This window comes from Rossellomorea sp. NPDC071047 (genome assembly GCF_050270195.1).
Lineage (GTDB): Bacteria > Bacillota > Bacilli > Bacillales > Bacillaceae_B > Rossellomorea.
Genome location: NZ_JBNNJT010000009.1, coordinates 35528 through 50581, shown reverse-complemented (window position 1 = coordinate 50581; position 15054 = coordinate 35528). Strand labels below are relative to the sequence as shown.

Here is a 15054-nt window from a genome sequence, read left to right as displayed (position 1 = left end):
GACCTCTGTTTTCTTGTTGAAGGGCTTCTTCTACTTCTTGTCGGGCAGGCATTCCGTCTTGATCACCGAACTTAGTGACGGATAAGGAGGCGGAACGCTTGGCAAAACGGATACTTTCATCATGAGAACTCTATTTTCTGTATAATGGAAATATTAACATATTAAAGGAGTGCTCATGAATTGAAAATAACCGGTCAGCGTGTAACACTTAGAAAAATAGAAGAAAGAGATCTTCCTACTCTATGGGACTATATTTACAGTGATCCTTCTCCCGAATGGAAAAAATGGGACGCCCCTTATTTTGAACATAAACGCTTAACACGTGAAGAGTACATAGATTCATCAATAAAAAATAAAAGTCGCAGCGATGAATTCCAGCGGATCATTGAAGTGGACGGAACCATCATTGGAACGATCGGATTTTACTGGGAGTACGAACCTACCAGATGGCTTGAAGCGGGCATCGTCATTTATGACCCTTCCTATTGGAACGGCGGCTACGGAACAGAAGCGTTATCCCTCTGGGTGGATCACCTGTTTCAAACAAAGGAAATTGGCCGTGTAGGTATCACCACATGGTCAGGAAATGAACGGATGATGAAGGCTGCAGAAAAAATCGGGATGAAACTCGAGGGAAGAATGCGCAAATGCCGTTATTATAATGGTGTATACTACGACTCCATCCGTATGGGCATGATTCGAGAGGAATGGGAAGAAAAGCGTCACCTATAAAGGAGATTCATTATGAAGACAATCATCTTAGTCGGTGGCGGACACAGTCACCTGCATTGTTTAAAAAAACTAATAGAAAATCAGGATGATCACGTGAAGTGGATCCTCATTTCCCCCTCACGTTATCAATATTATTCAGGAATGTTCTCAGGTTACACGGAAGGGATCTACTCATTAGAGGAAACGCGAATCGATTTAGAGAGATTGTGCGAGGATGCCGGGTGTGAATTCGTCGAGAGTACCGTTCTCTCGATCGACCCTGTTCAGCAGCATCTCCTGACGGACAAAGGGGACATCCTCACCTACGACTTTGTTTCCTTCGACATCGGATCCCGTAATGACTCATTGGAAATCGAGGGATTACACGAACACAATCTTCCAATCAAACCAAACTATCGTTTCCCTAAGCAAATAGAGAAGTTGCATAACAGCAGGAAAGCCGTCTTTATCGGGGGCGGGGCGGCGAGTATTGAAATGGCGTTGTCATTGAAGGCATGGAAGGTAGACAACGGCTTTAAGGATCATTTGGTAACGGTCGTTCATTCCTCCCCCCTCTTAGAAAAGGCAGGTCCCCATTCTTCAAAAAAAATAACAGGGCTTACTCTTTCAAAAGGGGTTGAGCTACATCAGGGCCGCATAAAAAAAGTAGATGAGACTCGCGTATATGCAGATGACGGAGCACGTATCGACTACGATGAAGTCATCTTCTTAGGAGGGCCAAAAGCGCCGCCACTGTTTGGGAGCAGTATTTTACCGACAGATGAAAAAGGCTATTTAATGGTGAACAGCTATCTTCAATCAGTTGAATACCCCAACGTATTTGGGACAGGCGACTGCGCCACTTTAAAGGACTTTCCGGATACTCCGAAAAATGGCGTGACAGCGGTACGCCAAGGACCTGTCCTGTGGAAGAACCTGAACGGGGCTGTGGCAAACGGAAAAATCATTCCCTTCGATCCTCAGAAGCGATACCTCGCAATCATGTCAGTCGGGGATAAAGAAGGCTTTTTAACATACGGATCGTTTTCATTGGTCAGCGGATGGGCTTGGCGTTTGAAGAATTGGATTGATGTGCGGTTTGTGAGGCGGTATGGAGGGTGAGTTGCGGCACTTCAGCATATGACGTGCCAACTTGTGCACATAAATAAAAAACGCAACCGCCTCCCAGCAGTCGCGCCACCTTCATCTATCATCTGAATATTTCTACAAACTTCTTACTAATCACAGGCAGGACACCATCGAACAGCTTCTCTCTCCAATACAGATCCGCCACCTGCTGTACGACTGCAGCGTGATTGGGGTATGGATAAACCATATTGGACAGTGCCCCGATTTTGCTTCCTTTTTCCATGGCGAACACAACAGGCTGCATCCAGTCTCCTGCGCCGGAACCGACTGCATGGGCACCGAGGATTTTCCCGCTTCCGTCTGTGATGATTTTGACGAGGCCTTCGGTTTTGTGGTCTGCTACGAACCGATCCACTTCGTCCAATGTTTTTTTATAAACTTTGTACTCTAATCCTTGTTCCACAGCCTCTTCCTCGGTTATCCCGATATGAAAGATCTCAGGTGAGGTATAAGTTGTCCAAGGGAGTTTGTTGTAGGAAACTTTACGCTTCAAACCGAATACGGCATTTTGGACGACAAGCTTTCCTTCCATTCCTGCCCCATGGGTGAATGGATATTGACCATTGACGTCCCCTATGGCGAAGATATGAGAATGGTTCGTTCTTAGTTCGTCATTCACTTTGATGAAGCCCCGGTCGTCTACCTCTACTCCCGCAGCAGGCAGGTTCAAAGATTCTGTCCCAGGTTTGCGGCCCGTTGCCAGGAATAATAAGTCTCCATCCACAGATTGCTCTACTCCGTCTTTCACATATTGAACCACTTTTTGTCCATCCCGCTTCGAAACACGCTTAATATCCGCTCCATAAACAAACTGAATATCCTTTTCCAATAAACCTGTTGCTGCTTCCCGGATTTCCTTATCTTCCTTCACCAGTATCCCGTCGTGCTTCTCAAGGACAATGACTTCTGATCCTAAATGAGAGAATGCTTGTGCCAGCTCCAAACCAATCGGACCTCCTCCGATAAACATGACTCGGCGGGGCAGTTCATCTACTTCAAATACCGTTTCATTCGTATGATATTCAACGTCTTCCAAGCCTTGGATTCCAGGAATGAGCGGACTTGACCCTGTTGCAACGACTATTCTCTTCCCGGATATCCGGTCCTCTTTTTCCACTAATATCGTGTGAGGATCAAGAAACTCTGCTCCGCCGAAGTAAATATCGACCCCTAATTTCAGGAATCGATCGGGATCGTCATGTTGTTGAATATGGGCAACGGCTTCTTTGATCCTCTCCCTTACCTTTTTCATATCGACTGAACCCTTTGTATCGAAACCATAATCTTGGCTTGCCCGAATCATAGCCACTTCTCTCGCAGATTGGATGAATGCCTTGGATGGTACGCACCCAAAGTGCAGGCAGTCTCCTCCGAGAAGACCGCTCTTTTCGATGATGGCCACTTTTGCTCCAAGGGACGCGGCTCCCGATGCGACGGTAAGTCCACCTGCCCCTCCTCCTATTACGATCAAATCGTATTGATCCATCTTGATCTCTCCTTATGAAAGTAATCGTTTCGCTTCTAAAAATCGCTGTAAGCCCGTGTACAATTCCACTGCAAAAAACAGTAAGGTGGTCCACAGGACGATGGACGGAAATAGCATCATGACGCTGAACAAAATGAAGCCTTCCGTCCTTTCAGCAAGTCCTGCCTGATAATAAAAGGATTTCATTCCCTGTTTCTCTGATACGGCTCCGACTGTCAGGAAAATGGTCATGGAAATAATAATGGATACACTCAGTAAAAGGAGCGCCCACATAATCTCAGGGTGTATGAAAGCAACGCCCAGAATGACACTGATTTCGACGATTCGATCAAAAGTGACATCCATGACGGTTCCAAAGGGGGAGGGCTTGGTTAATCGGGCCATGGTACCATCGACTGCGTCCAAAAAGCCGGATAACCATAATAAGAGGACGGCTAAGATCGGGAATCCAAAATAATAAACCAGACCTGTAGCTGAGCCTACAATAAATGCAATCAACGTTACTTGATTGGCTGATAGTCCCCTTTTTAATAGCAAACGTGCTGTTCCCTCTATGCTTGGCTGCACCCACTTACGGGCATGCGTATCTAACATGTGTTTCCCATCCTTTACTTGTCATCTTTACTCGATAATCCCAGCCAGTCTTTCATTTTATTCTTGAAGATTAAAGGCACGATGATCATCATCAAGAAAAAGCCGATAGCAATATATAAATTCGTTCGATCTTCTCCTACCAAGCTTGATCCCAGAAATACGTACCCAAACGTACCAGGTAAAATCCCGATGGCTGTAGCGAAGATGAATGGGGTGTATCTCACCTTCCCCATGCCGGCAAGGTAACTGATGAGATCGAAGTTTAAAAACGGAACTAGCCGTAATAGTAATACATAAACAAAACCGTTCTCCTCCATCTTCTCGCGGATCTTAATCATGCGGGGAGATGGTCTTTTTAATAGTTTTGCCCCAAGGAAGCTTGCAGTATAATAGGCTACCGTTGCACCACCTAAAGCTCCGATCAAAATGTAGATGAAGCCTTCAAATGCACCGAAAGCAAGACCTGCAGCCAATGAGAGCATGGAAGCTGGAAAAAGAATCAGCGGTCGAATCGTATAGACGACAATAAAAACAATAGGAGCCCAAATACCATAGGACACGATCCAATCCCTGATGTCATGTGGCTTTACATTAAAGAAATTCCGGCTCAGCCACATGAGGAGCAGTAATATGGAAATGAACAACAGAATCTTACCGACTTCCTTCTTCTTCATTCTACTTCCCTCCTATTCCTCTTTCTGAAACGTTTGGATGTTCTCTTCCTCTGCATAAAGCCAGATGTCTTCAGTAGAGGTCTCTAATTCAATGGGTAGATTCAGCTTTTGCTCCAGTTCATCCACCCATACTTCAAAGAGGTTGGACCCTGCTACAAATAACTTTTGTATCACAGCTCCTTTCCATCTTGGCAAGGAAGTATCAAGAAAGGTGGAGCTTGCCTTTATGTGGGAAGCGTGAATGAATTGTTTCTGATTCAGGATAAGTCCGTCACTCATGAAAGATGCCACAAATGGAGTGTGCGGCCGATAATAGATGTCCTCAGGAGCTCCTATCTGCAAAAACCTTCCACTCTGTAATACAGCCACTCGATCTCCTAGTTCATACGCTTCATCACGATCATGCGTGACGAAAATGACGGTTGTTTCTTCTTCTTTAAAAATCCGCAGTACCCATTGCCTCAGTTCCTTCCTTAGCTGCAAATCCAGACTGCTGAAAGGTTCGTCTAAAAGTAAAAGCTTCGGCTTCAATATCAAAGAACGTATCAGGGACACCCGTTGCTGCTGACCGCCGGAAAGCTCAGAAGGATAATGATGCATCACTTCTCCGAGGCCTACTCGTTCAATATAGCTCATGGCTTTTTTCTTGTTTTTCCCTTTGTTTCGTTCTTTCATTTCCAGCCCGTACATGACATTTTCCAGGACATTCATATGAGGGAATAATAATGGCTGTTGAAAGACCATTCCAATGGGGCGTTTTTGAGGCTTTAAAGAGGAGATATCTTTGCCATCAATATACGTATTCCCTTTTGTCGCAGACTCTAACCCGGAGAGAATGCGAAGGAATGTTGATTTACCAGACCCGGATGCTCCAACCAATGTAAGGATCTCGCCCTTTTTTAATGAGAACGTTACGTTGGTTAAAATCTCTTTATCTTTAAACGATTTGGATAACTGATTAATTTCTATGAATGAACTCAAAGGCTCTTCCTCCCTCTTGGATGTTGATAAGGGAGTAAGAATTTCAAACACCCTTCCAGAATGATGTACAGTATGATGGGAATGAGGGCGAACACGATGGAGAAGGCTGCCATCACCGCTTCATCTGCCGTATCGGTAAAAGGATAATAGACCATCGAGAGCGTCACGACATTCCCTCCCCCTATAATCGCTGTAAGCACATACTGGCTCAGGCTGATTACAATCGTCAGGAATAAAACACTTCGAATGCTTGGAAGAAGCAAGGGCAGTTCAATATGGTAAAAACGTTGAAAAGCTCTGCCTCCAAGCATGGCGGATTGCTCGATTAATTTCGTACCGATCCTCTCATAGCCTGCTTTGAACATTTTGATACTATAGGGAATGGTGGGTACTAAGTGAACAAGGGCCACTCCGGTCCAGTGATCAGCGAGTCCATAACGTATGAACGTAATATGAAGTCCGATGACCACCACCAAGACGGGTAGGAATAGCGGCAACATAAGGAGTGCTTCCACGATGGACTTACCTGTGAACGAAGATAATGAAAACACTCTTCCTGAAGTAACGCCAATCAGAAGATTTATCGCCAGTACAACAATGGCGATCCAGATGGAGGCACCAATCGATTCCACGAATTCCCCCTCATTTATCAGCACCTGCCACGCCCTTAAACCAGGCTCAACAGGAACGGGACTTCCCCATCTCCAAACACCGAAAAAACTTTTGTAAACTAAAAATAAGAGGGGAAACACAAAAAGAAGGAAGGATATGATATAAAAGAACGATTTTCTCAAGTGAACACCTCTAATTTCGAATCCCTTTTGTAATGTGCATTCGTTTCTTGTTTGTGAAGTAAATAAGGAGCCACATCACGATCCCGATGCCAAGCCCGACTAATACGAGGGAGGAGAAAGCCAAGGGACGGTCACTCCAGGTGCCACTGTAAAACCAGTCGTAAGCAAGGATGGCCAGCATTTGCGGTGACGTCACTCCCAGAAGCTGTGGCACTTCAAATGCTGAAAAAATGAATGCGAACAGAATCGCTCCGGTTTCCACGAGAACGGGAAGGATAAATGGCCATTCTGCCACCCAAAATGCTTTATAGGGACTCGCGCCCAGTAAAGAAGCGATCTCTTTATAGCTTTTTGAAAGCGTCGCGTAAACGGGTAACAGCATCAGGGTAACAAAGGGAACCTCTTTCCAGACATACGTCAGAATGATTCCGATCCCATTCCGCTCCTGGACCAGGGTCGGGAACTGATTTCGTTCGTCGATCCAACCGGCCATTTCGAACACATTTGAGAAAAAACCGCTTTGATTAAAGAGCAAATAGACGAGATAAGCCCATACAAAATGGGGAACCAGCATCGGAATCCATACAAGTAGTTTATGTTTATTTTCCTGTAGTAAAGGTGAGAATGCCTTCACAATTCCAAGTCCAATGCAAAGAGATAGAATGGTCGAAATGGAAGTCACAGTCAAACTGAAGAGAAAGGATGTCATAAACCGCTTCTCTTCGAATAAATCAATGTAGTGCCCGAATGTGATATTCCCTTCACTCCCTACGCTTTCCAGTAGGGCAAGCACGATCCCAAGTCCAGGAATGAAGATAAAAAAGAGTAGGGCGGGAATGAGGAGAAACGTGTTATTGACTCTCTGCCACTTCACGGATCCAGTTCTCCTTTAACCATTCCACGTACTCAGCATCCAGTTCACCCCTATAGGCCTCTTCGAGTACAGGAGCCTCCAGTACACTTCCACCCCGATCGATGCTCATAAATTTATTTCTCCATTTTCCATCCAGCTTTTCATAAGAAATAGGTGAACTCTCACCCCAGTAGTCAGGCTTCAATTTCTCATACTGAGCTTCAGGAGAGAGTAGTTCATTGATGGCCACCAGCGCTCCTTCTTTATTGGGGCTGTTGAATGGGATGGCCAGAAAATGAGTATTCCCTATCGATCCCACATCGTTTAATACGAATGATTTTGTGCTTTCCGGGAACACCCCATCCTTGATCAAATGCTCTGCTCTCGCTTCGTTATATCCCATCGTCATCCAAACCTCTTCCCCGCTATATAGCTTATCAAGGTCTGTTAATGTCGCGGGGTACGTTTCTCCTTCACGCCACAAGAACGGCTTCATGTCATTCAACTCTTTCCAAACCTCTCCCCCCATCTTCTCGGCTGATTCTTTGTCGAATTCAGACTGAGCTAAATCCGAGTCCGATTTCGCATAAAGAAGATGTCGAAGAAATGCATTTCCGGTGAAATCAGTCGGATTAGGATAGGTGAATTTCCCCGGATGCTCTTTCATGAATGCTTTTAATTCATCGAAGCTGGAAGGGGGATTTCCCACTTTTTCGCTGTTATAAAAGAAGACAAATTGAACCTTTCCCCACGGTGCCTCATATCCTTCTGTTTCCGTCCCGAAGTCATATTGAAACGCTTGACTTTCTGTATCGTAATATTTCGTGAAGTTTGGCAGCTTATCTGTAAATGGACCTGCCAGTAAGTCATTTCCCTTTGCATTTTTAAAGTTTTCTCCATTGATCCATACAATATCAATCGTTCCTTTCCCCTTGCCGGCCCGCTTCTCCGTTTGTAGCTTTTGTAGGATTTCCGGTGTGTCCAAAGGTACTCGATTTAACTCGATATTGTTTTTTTCTTTCAGTATAGGAGCAACTGCGTCATCAATATAACGGTTAATCCCATCGTCACCGCCCCACATGAAAAGATTCACTTTCGTTCCTTCTGCTTTTGAAGTGATGGTTCCCCAATCTTCATCGGGAAGTTCCCCGCTATCGGTTGCATTTGAAGGACCACAAGCAGATACTAATAGTAAGGAAATAACACCAATAATAGCTAACCATTTTTTCATACACCTTGCTCCTCTGTTCTTTTTCTATAATTCTATTGTACTGAACCTCGTGATATAAAAAAGTAATCTGCCTTACATATGTGTAATTATACCTTTTAGAGGAAGGGTTTTATGGAAAGGTTGTTGTTTTAACATGAGCTCTTCATGGGCTCTGTCAATCAGTGTGTGCTGGATGGTGAGGGGAACTGCTCCGCTTTCCGCGGACGTTCGGCCGAGCCTCCTCAGCTTCGCTTCCGGGGTCTCGGCACGCCCGTACTTCCGCAGGAGTCTCCGCAGTTCCCCTCACCATCTTTAAAAGATCTTTTGTGACAGAGCATCAACATGTGTAATAAAAACATGTAACTAGAAAAAATAATTCTTTTTTTATAAAAGGGATATCAATCTCTACTCTTAAGTAAGGTTGTTTGCTAAAATTCTTGTTTTTATTGATTTCCCTTAAGGATACATTCTCAGAAAGTTGATTCTCGCTGCAGGAAGATCGACTCCTGCGGGAATAGCTGGACAGGTGAGACCCCGGAGGCGCAGCCGAGGAGGCTCACCGCCAGCCCCGCGGAAAGCGAGCATCCTGGAGCGGAAATCAACTCCTACATTCTTCATTAAGATAACCACAAACTTTGCGAAAAGAGCCTTATAGAAAGAAACAAGTTCAGCCCATCCCTATGTGTCTTCGTGCTCATATTCGGGAACACTTGTAACCTTTCGGGATAAACCTTGTCTAATTCGGTAAGGAGGTGGATTTGGCATGAAGCGATTGATTATGTTATTTATTATACTTATGGCAGGGGTAGCCGGCTGTGGAACGGCTGGTGAAGAAAACGGAAGTCAAACCAAAGAAGATAAAAACTCAGGAGCTGGTGAAGATATTTCTGTACAGAAAGGGATTGTTGCAGGCGAAATGGAACCTTCTTTAACGAAACAAGATGGAAGCGGTCAGGTTGTCTATGTCTATTCGATCAAGAACCAAACAGAGCAAGAGAAAACCTTCATTTTTTCATCAGGACAAACCATTGACTTTGAACTTAGAAACGATAAAGGTGAAGTAGTGTATACGGACTCAAAGAATAAGATGTATACCCAGGCAATCCAGGAGATCACCGTGAAACAGGGTGAAGAATTTTCTCAGAAGGTTGTTCTCCCCAATGTCGCTAGCGGTACCTATACATTGACGGTTTGGTTAACGGCTAAAGGAGACCAGAACTATAAAGCTAAAACAGAAGTACAGGTGAATCAGTAGAGCAAAAAAGGATTAATCTTCACATGCTATGATGGATGTGAGATTAATCCTTTTTTGTATATACAGGTAAAGGTCCGTTTAAGGAAATACGCTCTGGCGTCACGATACAGCTTCTTCCAAAAAATTGGACACCCTGATCTTCGGCTTCTTCCATGACCCGGGCAAAATGAGGATCGATTTCAGGAGCGGAAGTGATTCTGTGCAAATCCGTTCGCTGAGCAATAAACAGGACCGCTGATTGAAAGCTTCCTTTAGCCTGCAGATGTGTAAGCTCCTCTACATGCCTTGCACCTCTTGACGTGACGGCATCAGGGAATCTCCCTACTCCCTCTTCAACCATGGTGACACTTTTTACTTCAAGCAGTAATTTTTGATCATTTCGTTTGTGGGTGAGTAAGAAGTCAAATCGTGAGCTTCCTACTTTATATTCAGCTTTTTCTAACCGCCATTCCTTCAACTCTTCCAGCACTTCCAACTGTAAGGCTTCGAGCACTAGCCGATTCGGATATTGGGTATTTAAAGACACATACATATCGTTAGAAGCATCATACGTCATGACGGCTGACCATTTTGTTTTCCTTTTAGGATCGTTTGATGCCTGAAGCCAAATGGGGTTCCCCCGCACCAATAATTCTTTTAATCTGCCTGGATCAGGTAAGTGGACTATCTCTATTGAACCTGAAGGGAGCTCACACTCAAGCACAAACCGATTGAGGCGTTCGAGAAACACTCCTCGAACCAAGCTGTCATGAAACAGAATTTCTACCAAGCTTTCACACTCCTCGTCACCGAAGTAAAGCACTCCAGCTTTTCGTTTTACGATCATAGGATAATAACCCGTTAGCTGGTGATTTCCGGATTTGCTTATAATCTTCCGCCATCTCGTCCATATCATAATAATCACCGATCACCCATATAGGGATCTCTATCTTGCCTCTCGTTAGTATGGCTTTTTCCAACGAAATGACCATGCCTTCTTTTAATTTGTCTCTAAAGGAATGAATCACTTCCTGACCGATGATAGGATAGTCTTTCTCTTTCTTCATACCAAATAAGCCTTTTCCACCTTTGACTGTACTCAATTTTGAAGAAATCGTTGCTCCTAACATATGATAGAAGTCTTCAAATTCCCGATAATAGATCTTATTAAACCACCCATCATCATGGGAAAGGTACGCGTAACGATTGTTCAGCTTTGAATAAAAAGGAGGATTAAGGGGTTGCTTGACGTGACCCATATAGAGAAGCTCAGCGATTTCCTGACCGTTCAATTCATTGACTCCGACTTCTTCTTCAAAGTCAATCCAACAGAAATCACCATAGCTCTGTACTCCATCATTCATGATCTTCTTCATTTCATCCTGTTCCACATACTCCATATGCGTATGTATATTAAAAGCGCCATGCTCGTACTGATGCTTAATAAGAAGTAGGTTCATCAATGGTTTTCGGGCATTTGAAGCAAACTCGTTGAAATTGATCCCGTAAGAAACGACATACTGGCGATCTGTATTCTTGTGAACATAGATGATATCTTTAACCTGATTATTTGCCTTCAAGAACATTCCCTCCATCTGATTGACACGATGCACAATTCATAGTATCTATTTTAGCAAATAAGTACAGTACTTGTTCTTTTCTATTTCATTTCAAAATGATGACAAAAGTCGCAGGTAATTGTCGAAAATAGTCATATTGCAGGACCGTTAGCTTTCATTATTTCTATTTAAGTTTATTGGAATGTAAGAAATCGAGGTGTTGTTTTTAGGCCACGGCACTTTCTTCTCATATTCTGAAGACAAATAATGATCACAATCATGTAAAAAATGGTATTCCTTTTAGTGCTTCCTCTGTCGAATCCCACTCCCATAGGCTTAATTATTCATTTCATTTCGACAAATGTCGTTTAATGCCTGTCACATCCCGTCAGAACTTCCGGATTTTATCAGGTCATGAGTAGAAATTTCCCTTCATTTCTATTAGACTAGGAATGTGAAATCTTTAGAAATTCAGGTGAATTGATTATGGAAACTCGCCAGCGATTTGCTGACAAGATCGATTGGGGTCTTCTCTTTTTATTAATGTTGTTTTTTATCGTTAGTGCTATGGGAATAAGCAGCGCCCAGACCTCAGGTCAATATGGGACAAACTTTGTGATAAGACAGGCTTTTTGGTATGTCGTAGGTGGAATTATTATTGGTGGAGCCTTATTCCTTGATTCCGATCAGTATAAGCGGCTTGCCTGGTACATATACGGTGCAGGGATTTTCCTGCTGCTTGTATTACTCATCTCACCGGAAAGCATCGCCCCATACAGAAACGGAGCCAAAAGCTGGTTCATGCTGGGGCCGCTTGGTTCGATACAGCCTTCAGAATTTATGAAGACGTTCTTAATTCTTGCTCTTGCACGAATCATTACAAATCATCATGAGCTAAATCCAAGTAAAACATTACAGACAGATTTTCAGCTGTTAGTGAAAATCGGGGCGACGACTCTCCTTCCCCTTGCTTTTATTATGCAGCAGCCGGATTTAGGGACATCCCTTGTCATTTTAGCCATCATGACCGGAATCATCTTAGTTTCAGGTATTACATGGAAGCTGATCGTTCCCATATATGCTTCTATCGGAGTGCTTGGGGGAATCATCCTTTCTCTTGTGATTTGGGCTCCTGAGCTGCTTGAAAAATATTTAAATGTAAAGCCTTATCAATTTGGACGTATTTATGCTTGGTTAGATCCTTATAACTATGCAAAATTAGAAGGTTTTCACTTAATTAACTCCCTTAATGCCATTGGCTCTGGTCAGATCTTCGGGAAAGGCTACAGTGATGGAGAAGTATATATCCCGGAAAATCATACGGATTTTATTTTCAGTGTGATTGGTGAGGAATACGGATTTATTGGCGCAAGCGTCGTGATCAGCTTGTACTTCTTGTTAATTTACCATCTGACGAAAACGGCACTGGACACAAAAGAACCATTCAACGCCTATGTATGCGCAGGAATTATCAGTATGATCACCTTCCATGTGTTCCAGAACATCGGAATGACGATTCAATTACTTCCGATCACCGGGATTCCCCTTCCTTTTATCAGCTATGGGGGAAGTTCTCTTATGGGTAATATGCTGGCCTTGGGACTTGTATTCAGTATGAGATTCCACCATAAAACGTATATGTTTTCATCAGAAGATTCTTAATTACAGGTTGCATTCAGCTCCATAATGTGTAAAATAATAGTAATTATATAAGAACATTCGATGATGAAGAGAGTAATTCTGACGTGGATCGAAAGCGAACCGGGGATGGTGGAAGCCTGGTGTGAAGCCTGGGATGAACCGCACTTCTGAGAAGTTTTTCTTGAAGAGTTAGTAGGGAAAAACCGGGATCCCCGTTATACAATGAGCGCCCTTCAAGGGAATAAGAGTGGTACCGCGAGCTAAACTCGTCTCTATTTTGGATAGAGACGGGTTTTTTTGTGTTCGATTTTATCAGGAGGTGTAGATGATGGATTTGAAATTAATAGTAGCCGGTGCGCTCACACAGGTGTTGTCTGATTGGGACAAGAATGACCTTTACGAATTGATTGAAACGCCAAAACATTCTCATTTGGGAGACCTGGCCTTTCCTTGCTTCCAGCTGGCGAAATCATGGAAGAAAGCACCAAACGTCATTGCCGGAGAGGTTGCAGATGCCCTCTCCTCTCCCTTTTTCAGTAAGGTGGAAGCAGTCGGTCCCTATGTTAATATCCGATTTGATGGAGTGAATGCAGGGAAAGAAATTGTTTCAGCTATATTAGAGAATGGAGCGGATTACGGTAGTCATGAATTTGGAAAACAAAAAACCATCGTATTGGATATGTCCTCCCCTAATATTGCGAAACCATTTTCCATGGGACATTTACGCTCGACAGTCATCGGAAATTCCATCGCCACCATTGCGGAAAAATGCGGCTATACAACAGAAAAAATCAATTATATCGGTGATTGGGGTACACAATTCGGGAAATTGATCGTCGCATTCAACAAATGGGGAGATCAACAAAAAGTGAAGGATAACCCGATCGCTGAATTGTTTATCTTATATAAAAAATTTCATGAGGAAGCAGAAAAGGACCCCTCACTTGAGGAAGAGGGAAGAAAAGCGTTTAAGCTATTAGAAGACGGAGATCCGGAAGTAACGGAGCTTTGGAGATGGTTTAAAGATGAATCACTCCATGCCTTTAAAACGATTTACTCTTTGCTCGGTGTGGAATTTGATTCCTATAACGGAGAAGCGTTTTTTAATGACAAAATGGGTGAAGTTGTGACCATGCTTCAGGATCATGACCTTCTCGAAACCTCTGAAGGTGCGAGAGTCGTTCGTTTAGAAGGGAATCTCCCGCCCTGCCTCATCAAGAAGTCCGATGGAGCTACCCTTTATGCTACAAGAGATCTGGCTGCAGCACTGTATCGCCATCGTCAGCATCACTTTGATGAAGCTTTGTATGTTGTTGGACAGGAACAGACCATTCACTTCAAACAAGTGATGGAAGTTCTAAAGAAACTCGGCTTTAACTGGGCGGACGATATGAAGCATATCCCCTTTGGACTTTACTTGAAAGATGGAAAGAAGATGTCCACCAGAAAGGGCAGAGTCATTTTACTTGAAGAGGTTCTCAAAGAAGCGATTCATATGGCTGAAGAAAATATCAAGCAGAAGAATCCCCACTTAATGAATGCTTCAGAGGTGGCGAAAGCTGTTGGAGTTGGCTCCATTATCTTTCATGATTTAAAAAATGATCGTGTGAACGATATTGAATTCTCCCTGGAACATATGCTGACCTTCGAAGGTGAAACAGGTCCGTACATTCAATACACGCACGCCAGGGCTCAATCCATTCTGAGAAAAGCGGGTGAAACACTTCTGTTGACGTTTGAGGGGCTTGACGATGCTGAAAGCTGGGAAGTGATTAAACAGTTACGCTTATTTCCGGAGATGGTCGAGAAAGCGTGGAAGAACTATGCGCCTTCGACCATTGCCAAATATTTAGTCGATACCGCCCAAAGCTTTAACCGTTACTACGGAAAAACTAAAATCATTTCAGAAGATTCCCAGCAGGCATCCCGTTTAGCCTTGGTTCATGCTGTTTCGACTGTCCTCGCGGAAGGATTACGATTACTAGGAATGAAGTCTCCTTCAGAAATGTAGAATCAATAAGATTTCTGTCACTATTTCCCGAGAAATAGATTATTTCGTTTAAAGCTTTTTTAAACGTTGTTAAATGTTTTAGGTAGTAAACTCCCGTGGGTTAATTCATGACTCCTTTTATGAAAAGTGATATACTTTCTTATGTTCCGTTTAAAAT

Annotated in this window: 14 protein-coding genes, 1 pseudogene and 1 other annotated feature; of the genes and pseudogenes, 5 read left to right on the top strand and 10 right to left on the bottom strand. The window is 43.5% G+C overall.

Annotation, left to right across the window (positions count from 1 at the left end; translation table 11 throughout):
• Positions 1 to 19: 19 nt before the first annotated feature.
• A pseudogene (locus tag ACQKFO_RS22145) lies at positions 20 to 118 on the bottom strand (ribokinase); the annotation flags it as partial.
• Between the two features lie 62 nt (positions 119 to 180).
• Between ACQKFO_RS22145 and ACQKFO_RS22140 the strand changes: the two are divergent.
• Positions 181 to 732, top strand: a complete 552-nt coding sequence (locus tag ACQKFO_RS22140) for a GNAT family N-acetyltransferase (RefSeq protein ID WP_427601122.1) — start codon at positions 181 to 183, stop codon at positions 730 to 732.
• A 12-nt stretch (positions 733 to 744) separates the two neighbouring features.
• Positions 745 to 1833 (top strand): NAD(P)/FAD-dependent oxidoreductase, encoded by a 1089-nt coding sequence (locus ACQKFO_RS22135; protein ID WP_427601120.1) that lies wholly within the window; start codon positions 745 to 747, stop codon positions 1831 to 1833.
• 88 nt (positions 1834 to 1921) lie between these two features.
• On the opposite strand, the gene ACQKFO_RS22130 is transcribed toward ACQKFO_RS22135, so the two are convergent.
• The 7 genes from ACQKFO_RS22130 to ACQKFO_RS22100 all read right to left on the bottom strand — a co-directional run bounded on the left by ACQKFO_RS22130 (position 1922) and on the right by ACQKFO_RS22100 (position 8473).
• Positions 1922 to 3346 carry a dihydrolipoyl dehydrogenase family protein gene (locus ACQKFO_RS22130; protein ID WP_427601118.1) on the bottom strand — a complete coding sequence of 475 codons (1425 nt, stop codon included), beginning with the start codon at positions 3344 to 3346 and terminating at the stop codon, positions 1922 to 1924.
• Between the two features lie 12 nt (positions 3347 to 3358).
• The gene (locus ACQKFO_RS22125) at positions 3359 to 3940 is read right to left on the bottom strand and encodes a CDP-alcohol phosphatidyltransferase family protein (protein WP_427601116.1); all 582 of its coding nucleotides are present in this window, start codon (positions 3938 to 3940) and stop codon (positions 3359 to 3361) included.
• A 14-nt stretch (positions 3941 to 3954) separates the two neighbouring features.
• Positions 3955 to 4614, bottom strand: coding sequence for a TVP38/TMEM64 family protein (locus ACQKFO_RS22120; protein WP_427601114.1), 660 nt, complete (start codon positions 4612 to 4614; stop codon positions 3955 to 3957).
• 12 nt (positions 4615 to 4626) lie between these two features.
• Positions 4627 to 5595 carry an ABC transporter ATP-binding protein gene (locus ACQKFO_RS22115; protein ID WP_427601112.1) on the bottom strand — a complete coding sequence of 323 codons (969 nt, stop codon included), beginning with the start codon at positions 5593 to 5595 and terminating at the stop codon, positions 4627 to 4629.
• Positions 5592 to 6227: an ABC transporter permease gene (locus tag ACQKFO_RS22110; protein WP_427601110.1), complete on the bottom strand. Its 636-nt coding sequence runs from the start codon at positions 6225 to 6227 to the stop codon at positions 5592 to 5594. Before ACQKFO_RS22110 ends, ACQKFO_RS22115 begins: the two co-directional genes overlap by 4 nt.
• A 172-nt stretch (positions 6228 to 6399) precedes the next feature.
• Positions 6400 to 7263: an ABC transporter permease gene (locus tag ACQKFO_RS22105; RefSeq protein ID WP_427601108.1), complete on the bottom strand. Its 864-nt coding sequence runs from the start codon at positions 7261 to 7263 to the stop codon at positions 6400 to 6402.
• Positions 7241 to 8473, bottom strand: coding sequence for an ABC transporter substrate-binding protein (locus ACQKFO_RS22100; RefSeq protein ID WP_427601106.1), 1233 nt, complete (start codon positions 8471 to 8473; stop codon positions 7241 to 7243). The genes ACQKFO_RS22105 and ACQKFO_RS22100 overlap by 23 nt, the downstream gene beginning before the upstream one ends.
• Positions 8474 to 9215: 742 nt before the next feature.
• Here ACQKFO_RS22100 and ACQKFO_RS22095 point away from each other — a divergent pair.
• On the top strand, positions 9216 to 9707 hold the full coding sequence (locus tag ACQKFO_RS22095; protein ID WP_427601104.1) for a BsuPI-related putative proteinase inhibitor: 492 nt from the start codon (positions 9216 to 9218) through the stop codon (positions 9705 to 9707).
• A 43-nt stretch (positions 9708 to 9750) separates the two neighbouring features.
• On the opposite strand, the gene sfsA is transcribed toward ACQKFO_RS22095, so the two are convergent.
• Positions 9751 to 10533: a DNA/RNA nuclease SfsA gene (gene sfsA, locus ACQKFO_RS22090; protein ID WP_427601102.1), complete on the bottom strand. Its 783-nt coding sequence runs from the start codon at positions 10531 to 10533 to the stop codon at positions 9751 to 9753.
• A complete protein-coding gene (locus tag ACQKFO_RS22085; RefSeq protein ID WP_427601100.1) occupies positions 10493 to 11272 on the bottom strand; it encodes a hypothetical protein in 780 nt (259 codons plus the stop codon). Before ACQKFO_RS22085 ends, sfsA begins: the two co-directional genes overlap by 41 nt.
• Before the next feature lie 459 nt (positions 11273 to 11731).
• Between ACQKFO_RS22085 and ACQKFO_RS22080 the strand changes: the two genes are divergently transcribed.
• Positions 11732 to 12907, top strand: a complete 1176-nt coding sequence (locus ACQKFO_RS22080; protein WP_148996519.1) for an FtsW/RodA/SpoVE family cell cycle protein — start codon at positions 11732 to 11734, stop codon at positions 12905 to 12907.
• A 51-nt stretch (positions 12908 to 12958) separates the two neighbouring features.
• Positions 12959 to 13163: a binding site (T-box leader), on the top strand.
• Positions 13164 to 13214: 51 nt separating this feature from the next.
• Positions 13215 to 14897, top strand: coding sequence for an arginine--tRNA ligase (gene argS / locus ACQKFO_RS22075; protein ID WP_427601159.1), 1683 nt, complete (start codon positions 13215 to 13217; stop codon positions 14895 to 14897).
• Positions 14898 to 15054 lie beyond the last annotated feature (157 nt).

Coding starts and splice junctions, on each gene's coding strand:
- ACQKFO_RS22135 (WP_427601120.1), top strand. CDS start 745: ATGAAGACAATCATCTTAGTCGGTGGCGGACACAGTCACCTGCATTGT.
- ACQKFO_RS22130 (WP_427601118.1), bottom strand. CDS start 3,346: ATGGATCAATACGATTTGATCGTAATAGGAGGAGGGGCAGGTGGACTT.
- ACQKFO_RS22125 (WP_427601116.1), bottom strand. CDS start 3,940: ATGTTAGATACGCATGCCCGTAAGTGGGTGCAGCCAAGCATAGAGGGA.
- ACQKFO_RS22120 (WP_427601114.1), bottom strand. CDS start 4,614: ATGAAGAAGAAGGAAGTCGGTAAGATTCTGTTGTTCATTTCCATATTA.
- ACQKFO_RS22100 (WP_427601106.1), bottom strand. CDS start 8,473: ATGAAAAAATGGTTAGCTATTATTGGTGTTATTTCCTTACTATTAGTA.
- ACQKFO_RS22095 (WP_427601104.1), top strand. CDS start 9,216: ATGAAGCGATTGATTATGTTATTTATTATACTTATGGCAGGGGTAGCC.
- sfsA (WP_427601102.1), bottom strand. CDS start 10,533: ATGATCGTAAAACGAAAAGCTGGAGTGCTTTACTTCGGTGACGAGGAG.
- ACQKFO_RS22085 (WP_427601100.1), bottom strand. CDS start 11,272: ATGTTCTTGAAGGCAAATAATCAGGTTAAAGATATCATCTATGTTCAC.
- ACQKFO_RS22080 (WP_148996519.1), top strand. CDS start 11,732: ATGGAAACTCGCCAGCGATTTGCTGACAAGATCGATTGGGGTCTTCTC.
- argS (WP_427601159.1), top strand. CDS start 13,215: ATGGATTTGAAATTAATAGTAGCCGGTGCGCTCACACAGGTGTTGTCT.